General features: G+C 37.3%; 27 protein-coding genes and 3 tRNA genes. 16 read left to right on the top strand and 14 right to left on the bottom strand.

Annotated features, from left to right (window positions below; translation table 11 throughout):
* Positions 1-5: 5 nt before the first annotated feature.
* The 4 genes from LGB01_00150 to LGB01_00135 are packed head-to-tail and all read right to left on the bottom strand — an operon-like array spanning position 6 to position 2,605.
* Positions 6-1,292: a hypothetical protein gene (locus LGB01_00150; protein ID MCB4752637.1), complete on the bottom strand. Its 1,287-nt coding sequence runs from the start codon at positions 1,290-1,292 to the stop codon at positions 6-8.
* Positions 1,285-1,545 carry a DUF2249 domain-containing protein gene (locus tag LGB01_00145; GenBank protein MCB4752636.1) on the bottom strand — a complete coding sequence of 87 codons (261 nt, stop codon included), beginning with the start codon at positions 1,543-1,545 and terminating at the stop codon, positions 1,285-1,287. The genes LGB01_00150 and LGB01_00145 overlap by 8 nt, the downstream gene beginning before the upstream one ends.
* A gap of 3 nt (positions 1,546-1,548) precedes the next feature.
* Positions 1,549-1,989, bottom strand: coding sequence for a hemerythrin domain-containing protein (locus LGB01_00140; GenBank protein ID MCB4752635.1), 441 nt, complete (start codon positions 1,987-1,989; stop codon positions 1,549-1,551).
* Positions 1,990-2,002: 13 nt separating this feature from the next.
* Positions 2,003-2,605, bottom strand: coding sequence for a hypothetical protein (locus tag LGB01_00135; protein MCB4752634.1), 603 nt, complete (start codon positions 2,603-2,605; stop codon positions 2,003-2,005).
* Between the two features lie 149 nt (positions 2,606-2,754).
* Here LGB01_00135 and LGB01_00130 point away from each other — a divergent pair, with 149 nt between their 5' ends.
* From LGB01_00130 to LGB01_00090, 9 genes are all read left to right on the top strand, one after another.
* The gene (locus LGB01_00130; GenBank protein ID MCB4752633.1) at positions 2,755-3,132 is read left to right on the top strand and encodes a (2Fe-2S) ferredoxin domain-containing protein; all 378 of its coding nucleotides are present in this window, start codon (positions 2,755-2,757) and stop codon (positions 3,130-3,132) included.
* A gap of 123 nt (positions 3,133-3,255) precedes the next feature.
* On the top strand, positions 3,256-3,624 hold the full coding sequence (panD, locus tag LGB01_00125) for an aspartate 1-decarboxylase (protein ID MCB4752632.1): 369 nt from the start codon (positions 3,256-3,258) through the stop codon (positions 3,622-3,624).
* The gene (locus LGB01_00120; protein ID MCB4752631.1) at positions 3,624-3,935 is read left to right on the top strand and encodes a YbaB/EbfC family nucleoid-associated protein; all 312 of its coding nucleotides are present in this window, start codon (positions 3,624-3,626) and stop codon (positions 3,933-3,935) included. The genes panD and LGB01_00120 overlap by 1 nt, the downstream gene beginning before the upstream one ends.
* Before the next feature lie 215 nt (positions 3,936-4,150).
* Entirely contained in the window at positions 4,151-4,678 is a 528-nt protein-coding gene (locus LGB01_00115; protein MCB4752630.1) for an ankyrin repeat domain-containing protein, read from the top strand.
* A gap of 113 nt (positions 4,679-4,791) precedes the next feature.
* The gene (locus LGB01_00110) at positions 4,792-5,904 is read left to right on the top strand and encodes a putative porin (protein MCB4752629.1); all 1,113 of its coding nucleotides are present in this window, start codon (positions 4,792-4,794) and stop codon (positions 5,902-5,904) included.
* 55 nt (positions 5,905-5,959) lie between these two features.
* Positions 5,960-7,498, top strand: a complete 1,539-nt coding sequence (locus tag LGB01_00105) for an inorganic phosphate transporter (GenBank protein ID MCB4752628.1) — start codon at positions 5,960-5,962, stop codon at positions 7,496-7,498.
* A 65-nt stretch (positions 7,499-7,563) separates the two neighbouring features.
* Positions 7,564-8,247, top strand: a complete 684-nt coding sequence (locus LGB01_00100) for a response regulator transcription factor (protein ID MCB4752627.1) — start codon at positions 7,564-7,566, stop codon at positions 8,245-8,247.
* Positions 8,248-8,305: 58 nt separating this feature from the next.
* Entirely contained in the window at positions 8,306-10,084 is a 1,779-nt protein-coding gene (gene recQ / locus LGB01_00095) for a DNA helicase RecQ (protein ID MCB4752626.1), read from the top strand.
* Complete coding sequence (locus tag LGB01_00090) at positions 10,077-10,640, top strand: ribonuclease HII (GenBank protein MCB4752625.1); 564 nt, start codon at positions 10,077-10,079, stop codon at positions 10,638-10,640. Before recQ ends, LGB01_00090 begins: the two co-directional genes overlap by 8 nt.
* On the opposite strand, the gene aroC is transcribed toward LGB01_00090, so the two are convergent.
* Genes aroC through LGB01_00070 form a run of 4 tightly spaced genes read right to left on the bottom strand, consistent with a single transcriptional unit; the run spans position 10,641 to position 13,843 of the window.
* On the bottom strand, positions 10,641-11,717 hold the full coding sequence (gene aroC / locus LGB01_00085) for a chorismate synthase (protein MCB4752624.1): 1,077 nt from the start codon (positions 11,715-11,717) through the stop codon (positions 10,641-10,643).
* Positions 11,714-12,385: a ribonuclease III gene (rnc, locus tag LGB01_00080; protein ID MCB4752623.1), complete on the bottom strand. Its 672-nt coding sequence runs from the start codon at positions 12,383-12,385 to the stop codon at positions 11,714-11,716. The genes aroC and rnc overlap by 4 nt, the downstream gene beginning before the upstream one ends.
* A gap of 8 nt (positions 12,386-12,393) precedes the next feature.
* Positions 12,394-12,840 (bottom strand): ribonuclease HI, encoded by a 447-nt coding sequence (rnhA, locus tag LGB01_00075; protein MCB4752622.1) that lies wholly within the window; start codon positions 12,838-12,840, stop codon positions 12,394-12,396.
* On the bottom strand, positions 12,800-13,843 hold the full coding sequence (locus tag LGB01_00070) for a hypothetical protein (GenBank protein MCB4752621.1): 1,044 nt from the start codon (positions 13,841-13,843) through the stop codon (positions 12,800-12,802). The genes rnhA and LGB01_00070 overlap by 41 nt, the downstream gene beginning before the upstream one ends.
* 33 nt (positions 13,844-13,876) lie before the next feature.
* Between LGB01_00070 and dnaG the strand changes: the two genes are divergently transcribed.
* Positions 13,877-15,526, top strand: a complete 1,650-nt coding sequence (dnaG, locus tag LGB01_00065; protein ID MCB4752620.1) for a DNA primase — start codon at positions 13,877-13,879, stop codon at positions 15,524-15,526.
* A gap of 82 nt (positions 15,527-15,608) precedes the next feature.
* Here the strand turns inward: dnaG and LGB01_00060 are convergent.
* The 3 genes from LGB01_00060 to LGB01_00050 form a co-directional block, all read right to left on the bottom strand.
* Positions 15,609-15,684 (bottom strand) — tRNA-Ala (locus LGB01_00060).
* A gap of 64 nt (positions 15,685-15,748) precedes the next feature.
* A tRNA-Glu gene (locus LGB01_00055) sits at positions 15,749-15,823 on the bottom strand.
* Positions 15,824-15,850: 27 nt separating this feature from the next.
* Positions 15,851-15,925 (bottom strand) — tRNA-Glu (locus LGB01_00050).
* Positions 15,926-16,010: 85 nt separating this feature from the next.
* Between LGB01_00050 and LGB01_00045 the strand changes: the two genes are divergently transcribed.
* From LGB01_00045 to LGB01_00030, 4 genes are read left to right on the top strand one after another with little or no spacing between them, the layout of a single operon-like run.
* Positions 16,011-16,502, top strand: coding sequence for a hypothetical protein (locus LGB01_00045; protein ID MCB4752619.1), 492 nt, complete (start codon positions 16,011-16,013; stop codon positions 16,500-16,502).
* A 3-nt stretch (positions 16,503-16,505) separates the two neighbouring features.
* On the top strand, positions 16,506-17,396 hold the full coding sequence (gene nfo / locus LGB01_00040; protein ID MCB4752618.1) for a deoxyribonuclease IV: 891 nt from the start codon (positions 16,506-16,508) through the stop codon (positions 17,394-17,396).
* A 27-nt stretch (positions 17,397-17,423) separates the two neighbouring features.
* Positions 17,424-18,584, top strand: coding sequence for an N-acetylglucosamine-6-phosphate deacetylase (nagA, locus tag LGB01_00035; GenBank protein ID MCB4752617.1), 1,161 nt, complete (start codon positions 17,424-17,426; stop codon positions 18,582-18,584).
* Positions 18,557-19,027 (top strand): PTS glucose transporter subunit IIA, encoded by a 471-nt coding sequence (locus LGB01_00030; GenBank protein ID MCB4752616.1) that lies wholly within the window; start codon positions 18,557-18,559, stop codon positions 19,025-19,027. The genes nagA and LGB01_00030 overlap by 28 nt, the downstream gene beginning before the upstream one ends.
* 36 nt (positions 19,028-19,063) lie before the next feature.
* Here the strand turns inward: LGB01_00030 and LGB01_00025 are convergent, their stop codons facing one another.
* Genes LGB01_00025 through LGB01_00015 form a run of 3 tightly spaced genes read right to left on the bottom strand, consistent with a single transcriptional unit; the run spans position 19,064 to position 22,670 of the window.
* Entirely contained in the window at positions 19,064-20,440 is a 1,377-nt protein-coding gene (locus LGB01_00025) for a PTS transporter subunit EIIC (GenBank protein MCB4752615.1), read from the bottom strand.
* Positions 20,433-22,253 (bottom strand): HPr family phosphocarrier protein, encoded by a 1,821-nt coding sequence (locus tag LGB01_00020; GenBank protein ID MCB4752614.1) that lies wholly within the window; start codon positions 22,251-22,253, stop codon positions 20,433-20,435. The genes LGB01_00025 and LGB01_00020 overlap by 8 nt, the downstream gene beginning before the upstream one ends.
* A 3-nt stretch (positions 22,254-22,256) precedes the next feature.
* Entirely contained in the window at positions 22,257-22,670 is a 414-nt protein-coding gene (locus LGB01_00015) for a DUF1566 domain-containing protein (protein MCB4752613.1), read from the bottom strand.
* 97 nt (positions 22,671-22,767) lie between these two features.
* Here LGB01_00015 and LGB01_00010 point away from each other — a divergent pair, with 97 nt between their 5' ends.
* Both LGB01_00010 and LGB01_00005 read left to right on the top strand, forming a co-directional pair.
* Entirely contained in the window at positions 22,768-24,501 is a 1,734-nt protein-coding gene (locus tag LGB01_00010; GenBank protein ID MCB4752612.1) for an ATP-binding protein, read from the top strand.
* Between the two features lie 152 nt (positions 24,502-24,653).
* Positions 24,654-25,412 (top strand): fibrobacter succinogenes major paralogous domain-containing protein, encoded by a 759-nt coding sequence (locus LGB01_00005; GenBank protein ID MCB4752611.1) that lies wholly within the window; start codon positions 24,654-24,656, stop codon positions 25,410-25,412.
* Positions 25,413-25,433 lie beyond the last annotated feature (21 nt).

The following is a 25,433-nucleotide window of genomic DNA, read 5'->3' as shown; positions in this document are numbered from 1 at the left end:
TCTTTTTACTCTCCTCTTATATTCATGTTAAATTTCTTCCCTGTTCTTTGTATGTATAAATAAAGTTTCCATGCATAGACAATCTGCCATAGCATCCACCCAAATGATAGTAATGTCAATATACCTGCAATATAGATGAGTGGTGCAGCAAATACTGATAATACGAAAGTTAATAATACTCCTATGTGAATATAGAGATGTTTCATTGCAGTTTGGGGGTGGATGACCTCATGCATCATTGGTGCAGTAAAGTATCCTTGTGAGTTGAGATGGAACCATGTTAAAAAAGGGACAATCTTGTAAAACATGGCAAAGACAATACTCAAAGAAAATCCACTAAAAAATATATAAGAGAGTGACCGTAAAGGTGCTATATCCCAAAAAGGTGTGATAAGCATGATACTCATACTAACAATTAATATAGTGAGTCCTAGTCGCCAAAACCAAACAGTTGCATCTACTAGAGGACGTTTTTTCTGTGTCAAACGTTTAAGTGTCAAGAGTGCATAGAGTGTCAATAGAAGCGCAATTATTAAATGAGAAAATAGCCAGCTATTTGGCATGAAAGTTACTGCTATGATTGTGGTTATTAGTATGACAAGCAGTGTCAATGGAAGATATTGACTAATAACTTTAGGGTAAGAGGGGGTGACATAGAACATTTCGATAACTTGAAAGGAGATAGAGATAATGAGTACTATGACCCAACCAAAGAGCCCAAAAGAGTAGTGTGCTACTTTGAACTGTGCATAGTGTGACCCTTGAATGAAACCAGATAGTGTTGATGTAAGATAGAGTGCAAGTATTGTTAAGATAATAAGGGAGACAAGGGCAATGGTTATTCCCTTAGATGAGGTGCTATGGTTAGGTAATTTTAAAAGATTTTTGAGCATTATAAAGGCAATGCTTAGTATGCTAACGCCAAGCAATAAAGAAGCTATAACAAAAAAAATACTTTTATGTGTATAAAAAGCAAACAGGAGAATTGGTACGCCAAATATGAGTGGAAATTGTACTAAACTAGCTTTCACTGTAGGGGCAGTAAGTTTGACACCAGCAATAACTGGAAGCATCTGAAAGAGTGCAGCAAACATAAAAGAGAGCATTACACCCAACGTTAGAGTATGTGTGAGAATAATTGCTTCAGTACTATTGGTATCAAAAATCTTTATACCAAAAAAGAGTATGAAAATCCCTGAGAAAATCCCAAAGAGTGCACCACTAAGAAAGAAACGGAGAACAACTGAAATAGGTGGTGCCTGATCAAGTGAGAGCCCCTGCTGACTAAACATCACAGAGCTCTTCGAGATTGAGTTCAGGATTATGCGTGATAAGAATATGCCATGTGCCATTCTTATCTTCTTTATTTAATACCATAAACCCCTGTTCACTTGCCATATCGATAAGTGGAATAGGGTTTTTGCGGTGAATCATATAGAAGAAATTGACTTTTCCAAGCTCTCTCAATATGGCAATAGAACGCTCTAAAGGGATAGGATGTTCAAGTTCTCTTGCATCAAAGAAGATCTTTTTGAAGTGTGACATTGACTATAGCACTACCTGTTTCATCTTTTCAAGTGTCTCCTCCTTGAAGTTAGGCGATAAGAGTCTTTCGCACATGGCATAAAGCATCTGTTCTTCTTTCATATTATGTTGCTGAAGTAAAATCATCATTGATTCACAGAGTGAAAGATAGGCATCTTTGTCTTTGGCTTCCATTGCTTCAGCCAGTTTGCCAATAAGCCCTTTAACTTGTTCATGCTCATAACGCATCACCTGTGTAGGTCCTTGCATATTACCTGTTTGTGTTTCAAAAGCAGGGAATAGTTCTTCCTCTTCACGTTTGAAATGTATTAATGTCTCATTGCTAAAACTCAAAAAGGCTTTCTCTGCCATTTCCCAATCACTGTTTGCAACTGCTTGCTCTGCTGTTGCGAATATTGTATCACACTCTCTGTGCTCATTGGTCATAAATTGTAAAATACTCATTTAGCTTCTCTCCTTAATGTATGGTAATCATTTTATTCCAAAGTTCTTGTGAAAGTAAGATTTTTTCAACATGCTGTTGCCATAGTTTTCCAAATACTATTTTCTCTTCTGACGAAGCAAGTCCTTGAAGATTTTTCCCCATTAGTTGCTTCATTTTTGGATCACTTGGTATGATAGAAGAGTTATAGCTGAGTACTACACTTTTATTGGTATCAAGCCGAGTTAGTTTAACCTCACCTTCCATTTTTATATTATAACTTACTAAGTTATTTCTACTGAAGTTCCCTTGTATGCCCTTAAAGCCACCAATACCACTAGCACCAACAATAAATGAAATAATATTACAAATGACACCAGTGACACCTTCATCCTCCTTGTTGCACATAGAGACATGGATCATGCCACGCTGAGGTAAAGAATTAGAATAGAGTTTCTCTAGCCCCTTGAGTGTCATGAGGTATGCACCAGCAACAGTGGGACAAGAGTGCCCTGCAAGCTTGGCACACTCTAGATAGCTAATCTCCACTTTGCCTTCTTTGAAAACACCAAGAAAGTCACTAAGCGGATCTTGGAGCAAAATGGTTGGAACTTTATTGAAAAAGTTAGGATGTTTCATTAAGAAATCCCTTTATTTTTTATAGGTATGGGATTATAGTTTAAAAATTTTAATAGTAGATTGACATGTATCAATCTACTAATTAATCCCTATTTAAGTATTTAGGAGTAAAATACTCCCAATTAAAACTAAATGTAAAAGGAACTATAATGATGCAAGGTGTGCCACAACCAGCCTTCTATATTTTCAAATGTCAACAATCAGCACCTCCAGGTATGCCAAAACCAAGCTGTGTGAGCCAGAGTGATCCTGAGAGTCAGCAACTCTTTCAGCATTTAGCACAACAACTGATGATGAAAGGAATTATTGGGACAGTTCAGCCAATTCAGACAGGATGTCTTAACCGTTGCCAACAAGGTCCAGTAATGCTTGTAGAGCCTGGTCATACGATGTATGTAGGGTTAACAAAAGAGAAGATCGACCGTATTATTGATGAGCATATTATTGGTGGCACTGTGGTTGAAGAGTATGTGATTTCTGAAGAGATGTGGGGTGAGCCGGTTCCTCCATCTCAGATGGCACAATAAACAAAAGTCTTTTTTAGAAAAGTAAACTAGACCTAGTTTATAATCTCTTTACAATTACTATATAATTATAGATTGAAATATTGGTATAATTCTAGTAATTTAATGATATTAGGTAGGAACATAATGAATATTACTATGCTTTATTCTAAACTGCATAGAGCAACTGTGACTGATGCAAATCTTAACTATGTAGGCTCCATTACGATTGATCAAAATCTTCTTGAAGCTACCAATATGCGCATAGGACAAAAGATTGATATTGTCAATATTAATAATGGTGAACGTTTTTCTACCTATATTCTTTCTGGTGAGCGTGGTAAGGGTGATATTTGTCTCAATGGTGCAGCTGCAAGAAAGGTACACAAGGGAGATAAGATTATCATTATTGCCTATGCAAGTATGAGTGAAGAGGAAGCAGAAGCTCATGAGCCCAAGATTGTTATCCTTAATGATGACAATACGATTGCGCAGACATTTAAGGGGCTAACATAATGTTTAGTAACTTTGATATGAGCAAGATGGCTGAAGTTATGTCTCAGATGCAAGAAAAAGCCAAAGAGTTGCAAGAGCAAGAAAAAAGTATAGAATTAACGGCAAGAGCTGGAGGCGGAATGGTCGAAATACGTGCTAATGGCATGGGTGAGATTATTGATCTAAATATTGATAATTCACTACTAGAGGATAAGGAATCTTTACAGATTTTACTCATCTCAGCGATGAATGATATTAATAAGATGGTAGAGGATAACAGAAAGTCCCAAGCAATGGGGATGTTTGGCGGGATAAGCCCATTTGGTCCATAACTAACGTTTAGTATCTATTAAATAGCTAAACTCACGTGAGTTTTTAAGTTTGATAATTGTTTTAGCAGTTATGGTTTTTTTACCTTCTGCTTTAACAATATGCCGAAGTATTCTGCTCAGTTTCATTGCTTCTCCTTCTTTTTAAATGTATCTCTTTAATGAGATATGCCATCGTAACGTAGAGTAGTTACAAATTGGTTACAAAAGGAAAAAAGATGAATCTATTAACCGAAGCCATAGAGAATGATTCAATTGCTCAACTAAAATCCTTGATTGAAGAAGGAGTTGATTTAAATAAGTCTATTCTTATAGGTGAAGAGTATGATTTGGAGGATTATGATAATATCTCTCCACTTTTTTATGCTATCCGAAAATATGCCTCTTTGGCATTTATTGAAATAATGCTTGAAAATGGTGTTGACCTGTATGCCACAGACAGTGATGGTGTTTCTGCACTTGATATAGCGGTTAAGTTTAAACGTAAAGATGTTATCCGGTATTGTATCGACCAGGGGTTTAATCTCAATACCACTAAACGAAAGAGTGGCATTACACCGGTTATACTTGCTGCTTGTTTTTCTGATATAGAGATGATGCAGATACTCCTTGATGGTGGAGGAGATATCAATGCTACTGATAGGGCTGGAATGAGCCCATTGGATTACTCCCGAAAGCTTGGACAAAAGCAGATGAAAAAGTATCTCGAAGAGCATGGCGCAAGATATGCGGCATATTGCGACTAATATAATTTGGTCAACTACTAAAAAGCTTTATATGTCTTATTTTATTGTAATCATTCTGTAATTCTTTTTTTTTATACTTATATTATTCAAAATATAGACAAGGATTACATATCGTGAAAAAAATTATACTCTTGGTCACAGTAGTAGCGTCGGCAGGAATGTCAGGTGGAGATATTGAGCGCCCACATAAAAAAATAAAAGAGATAAAAAGAATAGCACTTAAAGGTGATCTAAGATTAAGGTATGAGAGTATTGAAAGAGATGATAAAGAAAATAAATATAGAACCAGATATCGTCTAAGACTTGGTGCAAAAATTAATCTTATTGATTCTCTCTATATCAATGCAGGAATGCGAAGTGGTTTTGGTAACCCTACATCAGGGAACCAAACTTTTCATACCGATGAGCCAATGGGTGATTACTTTTTTCAATCACTTAGGTTAAATACTTTAGGACTTGTGTATAAATCAGGAAATACTACTATGAAAATTGGTAGAGAGCCCTATATGATGTATAGACCTATTAAGTCTCAGCTCATTTGGGATAATGATATTTCTATGAATGGAATAAATTATCAATACAAAGATAGGACACAGACTATTACAATAGGGGTAAATCAGCCTACTATGGAAGAAAAATCTGTTGCTGAAAATAGTGTCAATCTTTTTATTGCACAGTATGTGTATAAAACTAAATTTAACTTTGCTAAATTGTATACGGGTACTGGTATTTATTACTATGATGGACTAAAAGACAATACACCAATTTTTGGTAAAAATAAAGGTAATACAGTTATAAATGGTATCTATGCCAATGATTATCATATCGTAGAGGGATTTGGAGAATTGCAATTTGGCAATGTATTTGGTATGCCACTTAAGGTTGCAGCATCAGCTGCATATAATATTGCCGTGAGCGGTAATAATTTTGGGTATGATCTTGCATTTCAACTTGGTAAAGCCAAGCATATTGGAGAGTGGCAGGTCAAGTACTCCTATACTAATATTCAAGAAGATGCAGTCCTTGGAGCATACTCTGATTCAGATAACTTTGGTGGTGGTACAGCAGCCAAAGGGCATGCAATACGTACAAAATATAAAATGAGCAAACATCTCTATTTTGCAGGTAATTTTTTCTTTAATAAATATTATGAGAGTAAAAGTAAAATTGTTGGGATAAAGCCAGACTATAAGCGTGTACAACTTGACTGTATTGTTAAGTTCTAATATAACGAGCTGCAATACTTTTTGCTAAACATTATAAGACTGTAAAGGAAGGTTTATGCATAATACAATCAAAATAATTCTTGGAGCGGTATTTGCCACAGTTGTTGCTTTCTATACCAATAGTATTGTTTTTCATATGGCACATGGTGGATTCCTTGTTCTTGCAGCAATATTTGGTGCCTATATGGCAATGAATATTGGAGCAAATGATGTTGCTAACAATGTTGGACCTGCAGTAGGTGCAGGCGCATTGACTATTGGTGGTGCAATTGTTATTGCTTCTATTTTTGAGGCAGGTGGTGCCCTTGTTGCTGGGGGAGATGTTGTTGGTACTATTAAAAAAGGTATTATTGACCCAGCTGCTTTTGGGGGAGATCCACTACTCTTTGTCTATGCGATGTCTGCTGCATTATTGTCTGCTGCGCTTTGGCTTAATCTTGCTACTTGGCTCAAAGCACCAGTTTCTACTACCCACTCTATTGTGGGTGGTGTACTTGGAGGTGGAATTGCTGCAGGTGGATTTGCTATTGTCTCTTGGGGAACTATGGGAAAAATTGTTGCATCATGGGTTATCTCACCGGTATTGGGTGGTGCGATAGCAGCAATATTTCTTTATGTTGTCAAATCACAAATTCTTTACAAAGAAGATAGGGTTACTGCAGCAAAAAAAGTTGTACCTGTATTGGTAGCAATCATGGCAACAGCTTTTTTAACCTATTTGACACTTAAGGGGCTTAAGCATGTTTGGAAAGATTTAACAGAAGTATTCTCATTTCTACCACAGACAAAAAAACCTACTTTTGGCGTAGCACTTATTTTTGGTATGATTGGTGGAGCTATTACTTTCTTTTTTGTTAAACCTCGTGTTATTAGTCGTATTGGGAATATGGAAGGTAGTCGTACAGATATCAACCTACTTTTTACTATCCCACTTATTTTTGCTGCGGCAATGCTTAGTTTTGCACATGGTGCCAATGATGTTGCCAATGCCGTTGGTCCACTTGCAGCAGTCAATGATGCACTGACTAATCTTGCTGTCTCTAAAAAAGCAGCAATTCCTCTTTGGGTTATGGTAATTGGTGGTGTTGGTATCTCTATTGGACTGGCACTTTTTGGTCCTAGACTTATCAAGACAGTTGGTTCTGAAATTACTGAGCTTGATCAAATACGTGCTTTTTCCATCATGATGGCAGCAGCAATTACGGTAGTCATTGCTTCTCAGCTTGGCTTGCCTGTCTCTTCAACACATATTGCAGTAGGTGCTGTTTTTGGTGTTGGATTTTTACGAGAATGGCTTGATAGTAAAAATATGGGAGAGAATCAGCAGAAGCTTCAAGGGGAAATAGAGAAGTTACATATACTTAAAGCTGACCTTAATGCTTGTACCAATGAAGATCCAACAAAAAAACTAATACTTATTGAAAAGCATAAAGAGCAAAAAAGAGCAGTCAAGAAGCTCAAAAAGGCAATTAAAGAGAACTATATTAAGCGTGGTATGGTTAAAAAAATTGTTGCGGCATGGATTATCACTGTTCCTGCTGCGGCCATACTCTCAGCACTTATTTTTTACATAATCAAAGGGTTTGTGGCATAGGCAAGCCCCTCCTAAAAATAATTTTGTTTCTATAGCACAAGCCTCCAATATGCTATAATACTTTTATGCAGATAAACATAGAGATTGTTATTATCGAAGATGAAGAAGATATTCTTGAACTCATTGAGTATCATCTTGAGAAAGAGGGGTTTGCCGTTACTGGTTTTCTCTCAACTGAAAATGTAGAGCAGTTTCTTGAGGAAGAAATCCCTGCACTTATGATTATTGACCGTAACCTACCTGGAACAGAGGGAAGTGATTTTATTGCTTATTTACGTGAGATTGGTTACGATATTCCAGTTATCTTCTTAACTGCTAAAGATAAAGAAGTAGATCTTGAGACAGGTTTTGAAGTAGGTGGTGACGACTACATGACAAAACCTTTTAGCCCTAAGGAACTGGTGCTTCGTGTCAAGGCATTACTAAAACGCTCAGGTGCTATGCAAAAGCAGGAACGTCTCAAACATAAGGGACTTATACTTGATTTTAGTCAGAAAACTATTATTTCTGATGGCAATGAAGTCCTATTAACTAACCTTGAGTTTAGACTTCTTTATACCTTTTTTAATAATATTGATAAACCATTGACACGTGACTATCTGAGAGAAGAGGTGTGGGGCAGTGAAAGTAAGAGGGTTAATGATAATGCTATCAATGTCGCTATCAACCGCCTTAAATACAAGATAGATCCCAACAGTATGCATAACTATTTTCACCCAGTATGGGGTGTAGGCTATAAATTCTTCTAAATATGACAATCTGACATATTTTATCCCACTCTTTTTTAAAACACGTTACACTTTTGCTATGAGCAAATTTGAGATACTTAAAGACTATTTTGGGCACAAACAGTTTCGACCACTACAAGAAGAGGTGATTGACACAATTGTAGATAAAAAAGATGTACTGATGATTTTACCTACTGGAGGTGGAAAATCACTTTGTTATCAAATTCCTACTTTGTTGATGGAAGGTGTGACAGTAGTGATTTCACCACTATTGGCATTGATGTATGATCAAGTAGCTTCCCTGAAAGCCAATGGTATTACTGCAGTTATGCTCTCATCGATGCAAGATGCCGAAGAGAGCCAGAAGATAGAAGCACAATTACGGTACGGTAAAGTTAAATTACTTTATGTTGCACCAGAACGGTTGACCAATACTCACTTTCTTCATATATTGCATAATTTAAAGATTAACTTTTTTGTTATTGATGAGGCACACTGTGTAAGTGAGTGGGGGCATGAGTTTAGAGAGAACTATCGTAAGCTGTCGTTACTTAAGGCACAGTTTCCTACTATTCCTATTGCTGCCTTTACTGCTACAGCAACCAAAACAGTTGAAGAAGATATTATTGCTAATCTTGGATTACAAAGTCCTAAGCGAGTACGTGGATTACTCTTTCGAGAGAATTTAACTATATATGCTAGGCACCGTATTAAAGATGGTAAAGAGCAGTTAATTAATTTTTTGAAGTTGCATGATGGGGAATCTGGTATCATTTACACCCTTTCTCGTAAATCAACTGAATCAGTAGCAAACTATCTTCAAGGCAAAGGCATTAAAGCATACCCTTATCATGCAGGACTTTCAGCAGAGAAGAAGAATAGTACTTATCATAACTTTGTAATAGATAAAATACAGATTGTTGTGGCAACTATTGCCTTTGGAATGGGCATTGACAAATCTAATATCCGCTTTGTAGTGCATATGACCATGCCTAAGACACTTGAGAATTACTATCAAGAGATAGGACGTGCAGGGCGTGATGGATTAGAGTCTGAAACACTATTACTTTTTTCTGCTGCAGATATCGTACAACAGAAGATGTTCATAAATGATTTACCAGATACACCCTACAAAGAACACGCCTTCAATAAGCTTGAGAGCATGGTACGTTATACCAATAGTGAGAGATGTCGTCACCAGAATATTGCAACTTACTTTGATGATTGTATTGAACCTTGTGTTGACAAGTGTGACAACTGTACTATACATGAAATTGAGAAGGTCAATATTACCGAAGCTACACAGATGCTACTCTCAACCATAATTCGTACTGAGCAGAAGTTTGGACTACATTATATTATTGATGTGCTTCGAGGAAGCAAGGAGAAACGGGTACTACAGAATGGACATAGCAATCTGAGTGTTTATGGTATTGGTAAAAAATATACTAAGGCACAATGGTTGACTATTGGTGACAAGTTACTAGAGCTTGGTGCAGTAAATATAGGGGAGTTTAAGGTTTACAAATTGACACTATTTGGGGCAGAAGTACTAAAGGGAATGCATATAATTTTACTTAAAAAAGAACGGTTGAGCATTAAGCAAAATGTTCTTAAATACAAAGTACCTAACGTTGATGATTATAATATTGAACTTTATAATAAACTTAGAAATCTACGTTTGCAGATAGCATTACATAACAATATGCCCCCTTATATTATTTTTTCTGACAAAACCCTCAAAGAGCTCAGTGCTAAACAACCAAAAAATAAAGAGGAGATGCTAGAGGTACATGGTATTGGAGAGGTAAAATTTGAACGGTATGGAGAGAAGTTTTTAGGGCTATTAAATGGATAGGCTACCTCTTTGTGGTATTGATGAAGCAGGTCGTGGACCACTTGCAGGACCACTGATAATGACTGGTGTCATACTGAAAGAGAAGATAGATGGATTGGCAGACTCTAAACAACTAAGTGAAAAGAGACGGGAAATACTCTTTTCGCAAATTATCCAAGTAGCACACTATTGTATTGTTCGATTCTCACCAGAAGAGATTGATACTATAGGTATCTCAAAATGTCTTTCAAGGGGTCTAAGGCAGATACAACGGGAACTGCCTAAAGCACACTATCTTTTTGATGGCAATAGTACTTTTGGTGTTGCAAATATTAAGACCATGGTCAAAGCTGATACAAAAATACCAGAAGTTTCAGCAGCAAGTATTTTGGCAAAAGTGACACGTGATAGGGAGATGATTGAAATGGCAAACATATACTCAAAGTATGGTTTTGAACGCCATAAAGGATATGCAACCAAGGCACACTATGAAGCATTGCTAAGATACGGCAGATGCTTCATTCACCGTAAAAGCTTTTATGTAAAGGGGCTTGATGAGATTATGCTTTTTAAATAGTTATTGTTGATAAAGTGTTGTAATGTGTTCCATTTTTCTACCCATATTGAGCAGCACCATATCAGCAAGTACAAGTGCCATCATCGCTTCAGTTACCACAGCACCGCGAATGGCAACACAAGGGTCGTGGCGTCCTTTGAGTTCGAGTGTGACAGGGTTGCCCTTTTTGTCTATGGTCTGCTGTGGCTGAAAGATGGAAGGGGTCGGTTTGAAGTGGGTTTTAACAATGAGAGTATCACCATTACTGATGCCGCCAAGGGTTCCGCCTGCATGGTTGCTTGCAAACCCTTTGGGAGTGATCTCGTCGTTATTCTGGCTTCCCTTGAGGTGCGTACTTGCCACACCATCACCAATCTCAACTGCTTTGGCGGCATTGATACCCATCATCGCATCGGCAAGTATCGCATCGAGTTTGTAGTAGAGTGGCTCCCCTAGACCTACAGGGATACCGGTAGCACGGGTGAGTACCACGCCACCAACAGAATCATGTGCCTCTTTTGCTGCAAGAACTGCCTCTTCTTGTACTTTCTCCTTCATTGGGTCAAGTGCACAGAGCTTAGAGTTTTGAGCATGAGAAAAGTCAATAATCTCGGCTTTAATGCCATCAACTTCACATAGACCACTCTCTATTTTTACTCCCACCTCTTTAAGTATTAGTTTGGCAATAGCACCTCCTGCAACACGGGCTGCTGTTTCTCGTGCAGAGGAGCGTCCACCACCACGGTAGTCACGTAGCCCATATTTATGAAAGTAAGTAAAGTCAGCATGTCCCGGACGAAAAAGATTCTTGACACTGTCATAATCTTTACTTTTTTGATCAGTATTGAAGATTATCATTGCAATAGGAGTGCCAGTAGATACTCCTTCAAAGATACCAGAAAGGATTTCTACTTTGTCATCCTCTTTACGTCCAGTCTCCAGCTTTGTTTTCCCTGGCTTGCGTCTATCTAATTCTGACTGAATAAAGGTTTTGTCTATTTTTAGCCCAGCAGGTATGCCATCAAGAATACATCCTATCGCTTTGCCATGAGACTCTCCAAAAGTGGTTAAGGTTAGTCGTTTTCCAAAAGTATTCATCTCTTCAATACCCCCAATGCAATCTGTGCAGCTTTTTGTTGTGCTTCTTTTTTACTCTTTCCTTTAGCAGTAGCAATGATCTCGTCATTAAGTATCACGGCAACCTCAAACTCTTTTTTGTGATCAGGACCAAAGGAACCAAGCATCTCATATTGTGGTATCACCCCATGGGTTGCTTGCGTTAACTCTTGAAGAGCAGTTTTGTAATCTTTTGAGAGGGCATCAAGATCTATCCTAGGGTGTGCTGATTCGAGTAGGGCAATAGTAACCTCTTTAGCTTTTTCTAGCCCTGCTTCAAGATAGATTGCACCAATAACTGCCTCAAATGCATTAGAAAGTAAGGAGGGTTTGTTGCGCCCATTATTATTTTCTTCTGCAGCAGAAAGATAGATATATTTACCCAAATCCATAGCACGTGCTAGTAGCGCAAAACCGCTTTCGTTAACCAAAGAGGCTCTTATTTTAGAGAGTATTCCTTCATTAGAGTTGGGAAATTTATGAAAAAGATATTCACCGACAATAAGGTCAAGTACCGCATCTCCAAGAAATTCAAGCCGTTCATTATTATAAGGCTTTTTATGACTTTTGTGTGTCAAGGCCTCAATAATTAATTGCTTATTTTGGAATGTGTAGGTCAGTCGTTTTTCTAATCGACTATAGTCTGTCATCCTAGCTCCTATGTTAGGTTTTGTTGTATGCGTTCAGCTTCAGTGCGTGCTAGTTGATCACACCGTTCATTTTGTGGGTGTCCATTATGCCCACGCACCCAAATACCTTTAATATGATGAGGTTTAGCAACTTCAAGGTACTTTTTCCAGAGATCAATATTTTTAACTTTTTTAAAATCTTTGTTTACCCATCCCTCAAGCCATTCATTAATTGCCTTAATAACATAGGAGCTGTCTGATACTACTGTGATATCACAGGGCTCCTTAAGCATCTTTAAGCCTTCAATAACACCAAGAAGTTCCATACGGTTATTGGTGGTATATTCCTCTCCTCCATAATACTCTTTACAATAACCATTGTACTCAAGAATGCCACCGTACCCACCAGGACCAGGATTGCCCAAACTGGAACCATCAGAGTAGAGAGTAATCTGTTTGCGTACGTATTTTTGCAATTTGTTCCTCGACTTTTATAGAATTAATTGCCATACAGTTAGGACATCGTTTGAATGAGACAGGGAAACTCTGTTTACATTTTTTACACAAGTAGGAGAACTGAAGATCTCCTCCTTTAAATCCATTCTCTTTTGCCTTTGCAATCATATCAAGTATAAATATACCACTCTTGGCTATTGGCTTTTGTAGATATCCTTTGGCATAATAAAGTGTTGAGAGTCGCGTATCGGCTGTAATTATATCTAAATCGAGTTGTGAATTTGGTAAGTACCATAAGATATCGAGTATCTCCCTAATACGCTCAGTATCGATGTTTTCCCATGCAACCCTAGTATCAAGTCGAAGCATGAAATCAATAATATATCTGTAGAAACTAGGTTCTTCTTTGAGAAAATTGCTTAGTATTAAAAGTTTTTTTTTGATTGAAAGATGATGATTGTTTGAAAGTTCAGAGAATTGAAGAAATTTTTCTAGAATATAGGTATCTTCCCCAAGAAGATGTAGAGGCTCAAGTACTTCTTTAGCCTTTTCATACTTGTGCATTATTTCATAAACAACCCCTAGCCCATAAAGTACTTTTTTGTTTCGAGGGTTTTTCCTAAGAATTTCAATATAGATTGTACGAGCACGCTCTAAAAAGCCAGCATGCAGATAAGTTGTACCTAGCCTTTCCATTAACTCTATTTTTGTCAGTTCATTGGCAATATTTTTGATGAGATAGAGATAGATATTAATTGCTTTGTGATACTCTCCAGAGTTTTCAAATGCTTTTGCAAGAAGTGTTAGTGGTTTGAACATATGTTCTTCAAAGACCATATCTGCAGTATCAAGTGCACACTCAGCACTGTCAAACTTATCAAGAAATTTTAGTAGGTTCCCTGCCTCCCTTTGTTGCTTATAAAGACCCCATGCATATGTCACTACAGCAATAATAAGGCTGATAATGATAATAAGGAGGATACTAAATAGTGGATCGTCATAGGTGGGGAGAATATATTCCATACTAGATTATACCAAATTCGATATAATACTGTTATGATTGATCAATCCTCCATAGAATCTCTCAAAAATATCATTGATATTGTTGATATTGTTGGTAACTATGTAGAGCTTAAAAAAGCAGGCACAAATTATAAGGCAAACTGCCCTTTTCATGGAGAGAAGACACCATCATTTGTAGTAAGCCCCTCTAAGCAGATTTACCACTGCTTTGGCTGTGGGGTAGGTGGTGATGCTATTAAGTTTGTGATGGAAATTGAGAAGCTAAGCTACCCAGAGGCAATCGAGAAGATTGCTTCAGGGTTTAATTTCTCACTTAATTATATTAAAGGTAGTTCAGATTACTCTAGTTCCAAGCGACTGCTTGAAGTAATTCAACACTGGTATGTGAAGAATCTTGAGCAAAATAAAATAGCAAAGAATTACTTACATGAACGAGGTATTTCTCAGAATGCTATTGAGCGTTTTGGCATTGGGTATGTACCTGAAGGTAGATTGGTGATGCAGTTTCTCGATTCTACCTCCTTGCCGCGCCCGCAAGCAACTGAAGCAGGGATTATTGCACAAGGGGAAGATGGTGGTTACTATGCGCGTTTAGTTGAACGCATTACTTTCCCTATTTTTTCTCCTAATGGTGCAGCAGTTGGATTTGGGGGTCGTACCATCACCAATCATCCGGCAAAATATATCAATTCACCACAAACTAAACTTTTTAACAAATCTCGTTTACTTTATGGCTACAATCTTGCTAAAGAAAGTATCTACAAAAACAAAAAGTTAATTGTATGTGAGGGTTACCTTGATGTTGTAATGTTCCATCAAGCAGGTTTTACTGAAGCGGTGGCAACACTGGGGACGGCCTTGACAAGCGAACACCTTCCACTACTTCGCAAAGGAGAACCAAAAATTACTCTTGCCTATGATGGAGACAAAGCAGGAGTAGCCGCAGCACTTAAGGCAGCACAAATGCTTTCTTATAGTGGTTTTGATGGTGGAGTGGTACTTTTCCCTGATGGACAAGACCCTGCTGACCTTATTGCCAAAGGACAAAGCACAATGGTGACAAAACTCTTACGTGAAGCTAAGCCAATTATTCCTTTTGTGTTAGAAAAAATGGTCGAGGAGCATAATTTGAATGATCCACGTTCTAAAGAGGTAGCATTTGGTGTTGTCAAGCAATTTCTTTTTAGATTAACACCCATTATTAGAGATGCCTATCTTCCCATAGCGGCAACACTTATAGGTGTATCACCTACTATGTTTGGTGTGCAAGCACAGTCTGCCAAAGCTAGAGAGAACTTCTCTCAGGCTAAAGATGATATAGCACAGTTAAGTATTCTGAAAACACTTTTAGAGAAGCCAAAATTGGTTGATTTTGTATTAGATGTAGTTGATGTGAAGTTTTTTGGGAGATATGTGGAGCTTTTAGAGGCATTCATAAGGGGAGAAAAAGAGCATCCAAAACTAGTAGGGCTTTCACTTGATGAAAATATCAAAGTAATGGATGAGAAGGAGTTAGAACAGGCTTTAGTACAGATGCTTCAAGCCTACTATGAAGAGAAACTTAGAAATCTTCCTCGACAGAAAAATCTCTCTTCTACAGAAAAAATGTACCAGATTAGAAAAATCAAGATTGATATTTTGCCAAAGTTAAAAAAGGGTGAGTTGGTAATATTTGAGAGCTAATATATAAAGACAATAAAATACTCTTATTCCCGTATAGTTCATAATTAAGAAAAATATTAATAAATTAGTAAATGAGTTTGGTTGGTGGATCCTATCGGGATCGAACCGACGACCTCTTCGCTGCCAGCGAAGCGCTCTCCCAGCTGAGCTAAGGACCCAAATATCAATATAATTATTTCCATTTTGCCTATAAAAACTATTAAAGTATGAGATTGTAAATAGTGGTGACCCCTAGGAGACTCGAACTCCTGTGGCCAGGATGAAAACCTGGAATCCTAACCGCTAGATGAAGGGGCCATAACAACAAAAATGCAGAAAAACAAGTGGTGACCCCTAGGAGACTCGAACTCCTGTGGCCAGGATGAAAACCTGGAATCCTAACCGCTAGATGAAGGGGCCATAACAACTTGTGGACGGAATTATATAAACACAATCCTTAAGTTGTTATTAAAATGTCGGTACAATACTAAAAAACGAGGTTCTTATGCGGTTTACATTCTTTCTTCTATTTCTTGTAGTTTTTATTAGTGGATGTATCAAAGAACCCCATGTTTATACTAAGCAGCATAGTGCACTTATGGTACTAAGAACACCAACTATGCACTATGCCTATCAGGGGTTTATCTATGAGGGTGAAGATAAAATAAAAATTGAAATCTATGAAAATGGTCAGGCACTGTTTTCTTTGTATATTACGCAAGATACTGTGTGTAGTGGTATGTTTAACTGTATAAACAAAGCATCACTCAATGAGCAAGCACTCTCACCATTTTATCCAGATAATATTATTGAAAATATTTTTCGTGGACAACCATTAATGGATGGGAAAAATGTAGTTAAAGAAGATAATGGCTTTACACAAAAATTAACAAATGGCAATAAATATAATATTGTATACAGTGTTTTAAATCATGAAATGACCTTCCATGATACAATCAATCATATAGTGATGAAGATTAAAAAATCCAAAGGGTAACAAATGAAATTTGTAGGAGCACATGTGAGTGCCAGTGGAGGAGTAGAGAATGCGCCTCTTAATGCAATGCATATAGGGGCAAAAGCCTTTGCTCTTTTTACCAAGAATCAGCGTCAGTGGGTTGCTAAGCCACTGACGGAAGCCTCTATTGAAGCATTTAAGTCAAATCTTGAAAAAAGTGGTATCCTTTCTAGGCATGTGCTTCCACATGATTCTTACTTGATTAATCTTGGGCATCCTGAAACAGATAAGCTAGAGAAATCTCGTGAAGCATTTATTGATGAGTTAAAACGATGTGAACAGTTGGGGCTAGAGAAGCTCAATTTTCATCCAGGCTCTCATCTTGTTAAGATATCTAAACATGACGCACATTATGAAGAGAAGTTGATAGAAGCAGAAATACATTGTCTTGATATTATTGCTGAGTCAATTAATTTTGCCATAGAGGCAACAGAAGGCTCTAGTGTTAAGTTGGTTATTGAGAATACTGCTGGGCAAGGGAGCAATCTTGGCTATAAATTTGAACACTTGGCACACCTCATAGAGAAAGTTGAGGATAAAAGTCGTGTGGGTGTTTGTTTAGATACCTGTCATACTTTCACTGCAGGATATGATTTGCGTACCCGTAAAGCTTATGATAAGACAATGGATACATTTGGCAATATTGTTGGATTTGAATATTTGATGGGGATGCATATTAATGACTCCAAGCCACCACTTGGATCACGTGTAGACCGTCACCATTCACTAGGATTTGGTGAAATTGGCTGGGATGCGTTCCATTTTATTATGAATGATCCAAGAATGGATGATATTCCATTGGTATTAGAGACTATTAATGAGGAGATATGGACGGAGGAGATTAAGGCATTGTATGATTTTATTGAAACTTAATTTTATCAATAAAAAGTGTAGAGTATCATGACAGCACTTATCAATGCCAAATTGATTATAGGCAATAAGGTTATTGAAGACCAGATACTTTTATTTAACAATAAGATTATAGATATTGATAGCAATATCAATATTAATGATGTAGACACTATTGATGCTAAAGGGGCATATGTAAGCCCTGGATTTATTGATATACATATCCATGGCAGTGGTGGTGTAGATGTAATGGATGCTACCCCTTTAGCACTTGAAACACTCTCAAAAACACTTCTACAGACAGGAACAACAGCATTTCTTGCAACAACAATGACTATGAGTCAAGAGAAGATAGAGGCGGCATTGGCAAACATCAAAGCCTCTCTTGGTAGATTATCTGGTGCACAGATCCTTGGTGCACACCTTGAGGGACCATTTATCAATGCCTCTAAAAATGGTGCACAGGATAAATGCTATATACAGTCTCCACAGAGTGAATGGATAGAGCCTTATCTTGATATTATCCGTATAATCACATTGGCACCAGAGGTAGCGCAGGGTATGGCATTTATTGAAATGATGAAGAGGAGATATCCTGAACTAATTTTGAGTATTGGGCATTCAAAAGCAAATTATGATGAGAGCATAAAAGCATTTGATGCTGGGGTATCCCACGTAACACACCTATTTAATGCCATGTCTTCATACCATCATCGAAGACCAGGGATTGTGGGTGCCTGTTTTGACCGAGATGAAGTTACAGCAGATATTATTGCTGATACAATACATGTACACCCCCATCATTTACACTTAAGCCATCAAATGAAAAAAGGGCATCTAATACTTATTACCGATGCAATGCGTGCTGGGTGTATGAAGTGTGGTAGATATGATCTTGGAGGAAGAGATGTTACTGTATCGGAGGGTAAAGCAGCACTTGCTGATGGTACTCTAGCAGGTAGTGTGCTACGCATGAATGAAGCCCTTAGAAATATGGTAGAATATACAGAAATGACACTTCCAGAAGCAATTTTAAGTGTAACACAACTACCGGCAGAAAAACTTAGATTAAAAAAGGGAAAACTTATGTTAGGTTATGATGCTGATTTGGTTATTTTTGATAAAGATTTGAATATTATAACAACCATAGTAGAAGGAGAGGTTAAATACCAAAGGAGTATACAGTGTTCAAATTATTCAAACGAAAGCTAAGAGAGGTAGTTTCGCCTATTGATGGACAGGTGGTTGATATTACCGAAGTACCAGATGAGGTATTTGCTAATAAAATGGTTGGAGATGGGGTTGCCATCAAGCCTATAGGAGATATATTCTGTGCCCCAATTAGTGGTACTGTTAGCAAGATATTTTTAACCAATCATGCTTATAGTATTAAAAGTGACAAAGATCTTGAAGTGATGGTACATATTGGGTTAGAGACGGTAGCACTTGAAGGAAAAGGCTTTGAACGTTTGGTTAATGAGGGTGATAGCATTACTGCAGGTGATCCGGTAATTAAAGTTGACTTGGATTATATTGTGATACATGCCAGAGACATTATCACTCCTATTATTATCTCTGAAGAGAGTGATGTTCAGCAGATAGAGAAAAAGTTATCTATTGTTAAGTGTGGTGATGTTGTAATGAAGGTAACCTAATGCTACTATTGTAGCAACAATAAAGTATTGAGGATATTAAGTAGTCAATACTTTAATTTTCTCTGCTATACCTTCTGCTTTTGTGCCAAGTACAATTTGGATTGAATGCTTATCTGGTCTGATAACTCCTTTTGCCCCCAGCCTTATGAAATCTTCATCTTTTAAATTATGACTACTTTTAACACTCATTCGTAAACGAGTAATACAAGCATCGGTGTTTATAATATTATCAATACCGCCCAAGGCTTTAATAAAGGCAGTCACAGTTTTATCTGCATCTTCACTATTTTTATGGGAGGATTCGGTTTCAAATATTTTGAGTTTGAATATCTTAATGGTATAGTAACTGACAATAAAGTAAATAGGAGTAAATGCAAGCCCCAACATAACAAGTCGGAGAGGGTGAGTAGCAAGTTTGTAATTGATGAGGTAGTCAATGAGACCAGCAGAGAAGCCAAATCCAGCATGAATATTGAGTCCTTGGGCTATGGCAAGTGCAAGCCCAGTCAAGAGGGCATGGATAACAAAGAGTACTGGTGCAACAAAAAGAAAGAGAAACTCTAATGGTTCGGTGATACCTGTCAAGAATGAGGTAAATGCAACTCCTGCAAGGATGGCACCAGCTTTCTTGCGATGGGCTTTGGGAGTATTAAGATAAATTGCATATGCAATAGCAGGTAGACCAAACATCATTACCACATAGAAACCAGACATATAAATGCCTGCACTTGGATCACCGGCAAAGAAGCGGTGTAGATCACCGTTGGCAACTACTTGTACGCCATCCTTGAGATAACTATACTCACCCAACTGGAACCAGAAGACTGAGTTGAGAATATGGTGTAGCCCTAGGGGAATCAGTAGACGATTAAGTACACCATAGATAAAGGTACCTATTTCACCCAACCCAATGATAGTATTAGAAAAAGCATCAATACCATTTTGTGCATAGTGCCAAAAGTAGCCAGAAAGTACTCCTACGATAATAGCAACAAGAGCAGTTATGATAGGTATGAAACGTTTTCCTCCAAAGAATCCAAGAAACTCAGGCAGTTTAATAGTATGATAGCGATTATAAAGTATCCCTGTAACTACCCCGATAATAATGCCGACAAAAACCCCCATGTTAACCGTATTGTCAATGTTCATATAGACTGCTTTGGCAATAAACACGCCAATGGCTCCAGAAAGTGCTGCTGCTCCATCATTATTTTTTGCTAGTCCATAGGCAATACCGATGCCAAAAAGTAGGTCAAGATTGGAAAAGATAGCCTCTCCAGCACTTTTCATTATAAGGGCAACTTGTCCTTCAAAAATATCACCAAATCCAAGACGAAGCAGTAATGCCGCTACAGGTAGAATAGCAATGGGGGTCATCAGTGCCTTACCAATATGTTGAGATAGGTTAAACATGTCGGATAGTCTCCTTGATAGTGGGAATTTTCTGTGCTGAAAGGCTGAGTGTAGTGATACCATGTGTGATTAGCCAAGGCACTACTTTGCTGTCACTAGCTATTTCTCCACAGATACTGATAGGCTTATCTGCCTCTTTGTGAATCTTCTTGATAGTATCAAAGAGTACTTGTGAATATGGGTCTAGGGTTAGCAAAGGATGGGTTCGTTCGATGGCAAATAGATATTGGTTGAGATCATTAGTACCAATGGAGTAGAAATCGACTATCTCGTTGAATGCCTCTATCTGAAAGAGAACAGAAGGTATTTCTACCATGATACCAAACATAATGTTATCAATATTAATATGATGCTTTTTTGCTATTTTCTGTGCAAAATGCTTGGCTTCATTGAACTCTTTTACAGTAGCAATCATGGGAAACATCACTTTAAGTGCCTTGCCTTCTGCGGCAATAAAGATGGCATGTAATTGTGCTTCAATAAGTTCTGGGTGAGTTTTAAGTAGGCGAATACCGCGGATACCTAAAAATGGATTATTCTCTTGAGGAATGTCAATATAAGGCAATGACTTGTCCCCTCCCACATCGAGGGTACGTATGGTTACGTCATCAAAAAGATTAAAAATAGCCTTATAGATATCTTGTTGTTCTTTAAAGGAAGGAAGTTTCTCTTTAAAAAGAAACTCAGTGCGCAGCAACCCAATCCCTTCCGCACCTGAATTTTTAGCAATCTTTGCTGAAGTAACATCAGTGATGTTGGCAAGTATTTTGACAGAGATACCATCAGATGTGACTGCTTTTTCAAAACGTTTTTGATTGGCTGTATTTAAAGTCTCTTTTTCTTGACTGATGCATGCTTGAGCTTTACATATATCTTCTTTTGTTGGAGATATAACAAGTGTACCACTGTATGCATCGAGGATAACACTCTCCTCTATCTGTGGTAAATTCTCCTGAATGATTAGAGATGGAATTCCCGTTGCACGTAGTAGAATAGCAGTATGGGAGGCGGGTGATGTATTTTTGAGAACAACCCCCTGTACTTGCTTTGGTAATGCTTCTATTTGCGAAGGAAGAAGATCCTCTGCAACTAGTATGAATGTATTGGAAGGGTAGTTTATTGTAGTATGGTAGCCTAGGTGTCTTTTGACTCGCTGAAGAATATCTTGGTAATCGACAATCTTTGCCTCCATTTTACCACCATGAAGTGCTTCGCTTTTTTGTATTATATATTTTTCAAAATCATGAAGTGAATTGATGTGTGCGAGGGACTCAAGTAATACTTTTTGGGCAAGATAGATTGTATTATCAGCTTGAGCCTGATGTGTGATGTAGAGATACTCTAATTCAGCAATACTCATAGTAATTGCTTCAGAAAATACTGTACCAGTTATTTTCTTTGTAGTAGTTTTACTGTAGTGCCATAATGAGGAAATCGTAACCCCAGACACAATGATTTTTCCATTTAAGTGAGTACCATCATAATGATTTCTGGTCTCCTTTATAGTATTGTATTCAGGTTCTTTTTCCATGAGTGCTTCAAAGACTTGAGAAAGTTTTTCTATGGCCTTATCAGCATCCGTTCCTCTACAGATGAGATCAAAATGATCACCCTTATCAAGGTTGAGTGATAGAAGTTCATTGAGGTTTTTAGCATTGATAACTTTACCACGACTCTCTGCTTCAACACTACAAGAGAACTTTTTGGCTTCAGTAGTAAATTGTGCTACAGGGCGTAAATGAAACCCATTAGATGAGAGAATATGCAATACAATTGTATGGCTTTTGGCAAAGAGTCGATTAAATAAGAACATTGGTTATTTTATATTTCTAGTACAACGTACATAACGGTCATAATATTCTGAAGCTCTACTACTTTCCCCGTGTTTGAAGTTAATACCCCAAAACTCATCATCTTCTTTGGCAACAGGTGTGGATGTCCAGTAGAAAGAGTCTTCCTTGATGTAGTCAAAAACTTTAAGAGTTGCTGGTTCTATACGGTTATAGTCAACGATACTTAAGAGTTCTTTAATGGTTGGCAGTCGCCAATTACTAAAATTACCAAGTTTTAGTTGGTGACAGTAGGCTTTAGCACGTGGATGAGTGATTTTTGTCTCTTTTGTATGTGATGTATCTTCCCACATTAGACCAGTTCGGGTGTCACGTACCATTGTTGCTTCAGAAAATAGTAGTGTAGCACCAAAGGTAAAGAGCAGTATAAGCTTAGGCATAGCAACCTCCTAATCAATTTTTAGTTTTTTAATAAATATAGTATAGCAAATCAAAACAAAACTTTGCTATACTGAAAAGAAAATAGGAAAGTATGCATTGAAGCACCTAATTGATTTTATAGAAGCCAAAGAGATAAAGAAGAGCTGTATCTTCAAGCATTTAAAGTGTACCGAAGTGGAAGCAAAACTGATCCAGTATGTTTGCTGTCGGTATGTTCAGGGAACAGAGGAGATATCGGTATTGGATATGTTGCAGGAAAATTTTCGGGGAAAGTCCTATCTTTATCTTAAGAAGCTACCACTAGTAAAGAATCTACTTGATCTAGGCTGGTTTATACAGGTGAGTTTTGGGCAGGTTAAAGCACATGACTCTTCGCAGTTGGAACTTATTAATACTTCAGTAACACCGAGTATGTCACTACTCCGCCTACTTGAAAAAGGGTCATTAGAAATATTTTTACCAGAAATAAAGCCTTATACCGATCACCTAGAGTATCTACAAGATCAGTTTGATATGGTTGCACTGCTACATCAGATTGCTACTTATAAACAAGAGTTTACTAATAACTCATTGAATATTGGTAGGCTTAAAAATAAGTTGACACTATTGACAAAACGTATCGAGGAGCGTATCAAAATTACCCAAACACCTATTATTGTTGAGGAGTTTTTTAAAGAAAAGCAACTTGATGAAAAAGAACAACGTATTTTTCTTGCCCTTTTGAAAGAAGAGTACAGTGGGGGTGAAGGGCAGTTTCGTGATATGAACACACTGATTGAACTAATTAGCTTCGATGAGTACGAGAAGATCAAGAATCGTGCCCTACTTGAAGATGGTGCCAAGCTAATTATTGAGGGAATTATTGACTATGAAGAGATCCTCAATATGTTTGGTGGAGTAAGCCGTTCATTCTATCTTCAAGAAGAGGTAATGCAACGTATTATTCACCCTAAAAAGAAAAAAACAGTTACCAAACTTAAGCTTGATGCATTAGTTAAAGAGCAAGAGCTTTTTGAATACCTCAAGCCCGAGACAACACTTGACGATGTGGTACTCCACTCTAAGACCCGTGAGACACTTGATAATGTAGTAAAACAAGTTGACAAAGAGGTATTTAAAAAATTGCGTGAGTGGGGTATTAAAGACAAGCGTAAGAGTATTGATGCGCGCATTATCTTCTATGGGGTAGCGGGTACAGGTAAGACAATGACTGCAATGAGTCTTGCCAAGACACTGAAAAAACCTATTCTCTCTTTTGACTGCTCAAAAATCTTATCAATGTATGTAGGAGAGAGTGAGAAAAATGTTCGCCGTATTTTTGATGATTTTAAAGAGCTTAGTGCTAAAGCAAAGGTCGAACCTATTTTGTTGCTTAATGAAGCTGACCAGTTTTTGAGTTCTAGAAGTGAAGGAGTTAGTAGCAGTGCTGATAAGATGCATAATCAGATGCAGAATATCTTTCTTGAGCAGATTGAATGTTTTGAGGGGATACTTATTGCTACTACTAATCTATTGGGCAATATTGACAAAGCTTTTTCAAGACGATTTAACTATAAGATTGAGTTTAGGAAGCCAGGTAAAAAACAGCGCTTGAGACTTTGGCAGTTTATGTTGCCTGAAAAAGCAGACTATACAGAAGATTTTGATGTAGAAATACTGGCAAAATATGAGCTAACTGGTGGACAGATCAATCTTATTATTCGAAATACTGCCTACAAGGTTGCGGTACGCAAAGAGTCAGTTTTTGGTAACCATGATTTTCTTGAAGAGATTGAAAAAGAACTTGGCAGTAGTTTCGATGGCACTAAAAGTATGGGATTTAAGGTTTAGTGATATCAAAAAGAATAAAAATAATGATATATTGCTATTAAGGTTTATTGAGGGTAAATAGTATTGAGCATACAAATGCTTTATATAAAAAATCTTAAATATAGATTATGTTAAGTATGTAAGTTATTTTGATAGATGAAGGAAGAATATCTATGAATTTTAACTCATTCTCAATAATAATGATATTTGTATCATTAATTTTAGTAGGCTGTAAATCTGTATGCGATGCTAATTTTTCAACTACATACAATGGCAATAAATATGGATGTGTTATTAATAACACAACACATAAAGTATGGTTAGATAGAAATCTGGGTGCTACAAGAGTAGCCAGATCTATTACAGATACACTGTCTTATGGTGATTATTTTCAGTGGGGCAGAAAAGCTGATGGCCATGAAGACAAGACATCAAAAACAACATCAGTTCTAGCAACAACGCTAGAAAACCCAAATAGTAATTTTATTGTAAGAGCAGTAGATAGTGATTGGGTAGCTGATGGAGTGGATGATAATGGATCAAAAAGAACAGCTTTTCTATTGAAAACTGATGGAAAAGGTATATGCCCTAATGGATTTAGGGTACCAACTAGGCAGGAGTGGGAAAATGAATATCATACTTGGAAAAGTAACGATACCGAAGGTGCCTATACTTCGGTATTAAAATTACCAACATCAGGTATTCGTGTTGCAGAAGCCCAAGGTGCACGTCTAACAGAAATGGGTGAACGTGGTTACTATTGGACATCTGAGTTTGATGAAACAAGGAGACTTGCTCGGTATTTTCGTACCACAAGTGGTAAAGGTGTAAATTTTCGTCCAGGTTTTCCTATATATGGATTATCTATCCGCTGCATTAGAAAAAATAGTGCTACAGCATATGAAATTGCTAAAAATAAATATTTAGAATAAAAACTAGAAGGTAGATAGTAG

The sequence above is a fragment of the Sulfurovum sp. genome (assembly GCA_020525365.1).
In the GTDB taxonomy this organism is placed as follows: Bacteria; Campylobacterota; Campylobacteria; order Campylobacterales; family Sulfurovaceae; genus Sulfurovum.
This window is presented reverse-complemented; position numbering and strand designations above follow the sequence as displayed.

Bases quoted from the DNA above. Each gene is read 5' to 3' on its own strand.
- LGB01_00150 (MCB4752637.1), bottom strand. From the start codon at position 1,292: ATGTTTAGTCAGCAGGGGCTCTCACTTGATCAGGCACCACCTATTTCA.
- LGB01_00145 (MCB4752636.1), bottom strand. From the start codon at position 1,545: ATGTCACACTTCAAAAAGATCTTCTTTGATGCAAGAGAACTTGAACAT.
- LGB01_00140 (MCB4752635.1), bottom strand. From the start codon at position 1,989: ATGAGTATTTTACAATTTATGACCAATGAGCACAGAGAGTGTGATACA.
- LGB01_00135 (MCB4752634.1), bottom strand. From the start codon at position 2,605: ATGAAACATCCTAACTTTTTCAATAAAGTTCCAACCATTTTGCTCCAA.
- LGB01_00130 (MCB4752633.1), top strand. From the start codon at position 2,755: ATGATGCAAGGTGTGCCACAACCAGCCTTCTATATTTTCAAATGTCAA.
- panD (MCB4752632.1), top strand. From the start codon at position 3,256: ATGAATATTACTATGCTTTATTCTAAACTGCATAGAGCAACTGTGACT.
- LGB01_00120 (MCB4752631.1), top strand. From the start codon at position 3,624: ATGTTTAGTAACTTTGATATGAGCAAGATGGCTGAAGTTATGTCTCAG.
- LGB01_00115 (MCB4752630.1), top strand. From the start codon at position 4,151: ATGAATCTATTAACCGAAGCCATAGAGAATGATTCAATTGCTCAACTA.
- LGB01_00105 (MCB4752628.1), top strand. From the start codon at position 5,960: ATGCATAATACAATCAAAATAATTCTTGGAGCGGTATTTGCCACAGTT.
- LGB01_00100 (MCB4752627.1), top strand. From the start codon at position 7,564: ATGCAGATAAACATAGAGATTGTTATTATCGAAGATGAAGAAGATATT.
- recQ (MCB4752626.1), top strand. From the start codon at position 8,306: ATGAGCAAATTTGAGATACTTAAAGACTATTTTGGGCACAAACAGTTT.
- LGB01_00090 (MCB4752625.1), top strand. From the start codon at position 10,077: ATGGATAGGCTACCTCTTTGTGGTATTGATGAAGCAGGTCGTGGACCA.
- aroC (MCB4752624.1), bottom strand. From the start codon at position 11,717: ATGAATACTTTTGGAAAACGACTAACCTTAACCACTTTTGGAGAGTCT.
- rnc (MCB4752623.1), bottom strand. From the start codon at position 12,385: ATGACAGACTATAGTCGATTAGAAAAACGACTGACCTACACATTCCAA.
- LGB01_00070 (MCB4752621.1), bottom strand. From the start codon at position 13,843: ATGGAATATATTCTCCCCACCTATGACGATCCACTATTTAGTATCCTC.
- dnaG (MCB4752620.1), top strand. From the start codon at position 13,877: ATGATTGATCAATCCTCCATAGAATCTCTCAAAAATATCATTGATATT.
- LGB01_00045 (MCB4752619.1), top strand. From the start codon at position 16,011: ATGCGGTTTACATTCTTTCTTCTATTTCTTGTAGTTTTTATTAGTGGA.
- nfo (MCB4752618.1), top strand. From the start codon at position 16,506: ATGAAATTTGTAGGAGCACATGTGAGTGCCAGTGGAGGAGTAGAGAAT.
- nagA (MCB4752617.1), top strand. From the start codon at position 17,424: ATGACAGCACTTATCAATGCCAAATTGATTATAGGCAATAAGGTTATT.
- LGB01_00025 (MCB4752615.1), bottom strand. From the start codon at position 20,440: ATGTTTAACCTATCTCAACATATTGGTAAGGCACTGATGACCCCCATT.
- LGB01_00020 (MCB4752614.1), bottom strand. From the start codon at position 22,253: ATGTTCTTATTTAATCGACTCTTTGCCAAAAGCCATACAATTGTATTG.
- LGB01_00015 (MCB4752613.1), bottom strand. From the start codon at position 22,670: ATGCCTAAGCTTATACTGCTCTTTACCTTTGGTGCTACACTACTATTT.
- LGB01_00005 (MCB4752611.1), top strand. From the start codon at position 24,654: ATGAATTTTAACTCATTCTCAATAATAATGATATTTGTATCATTAATT.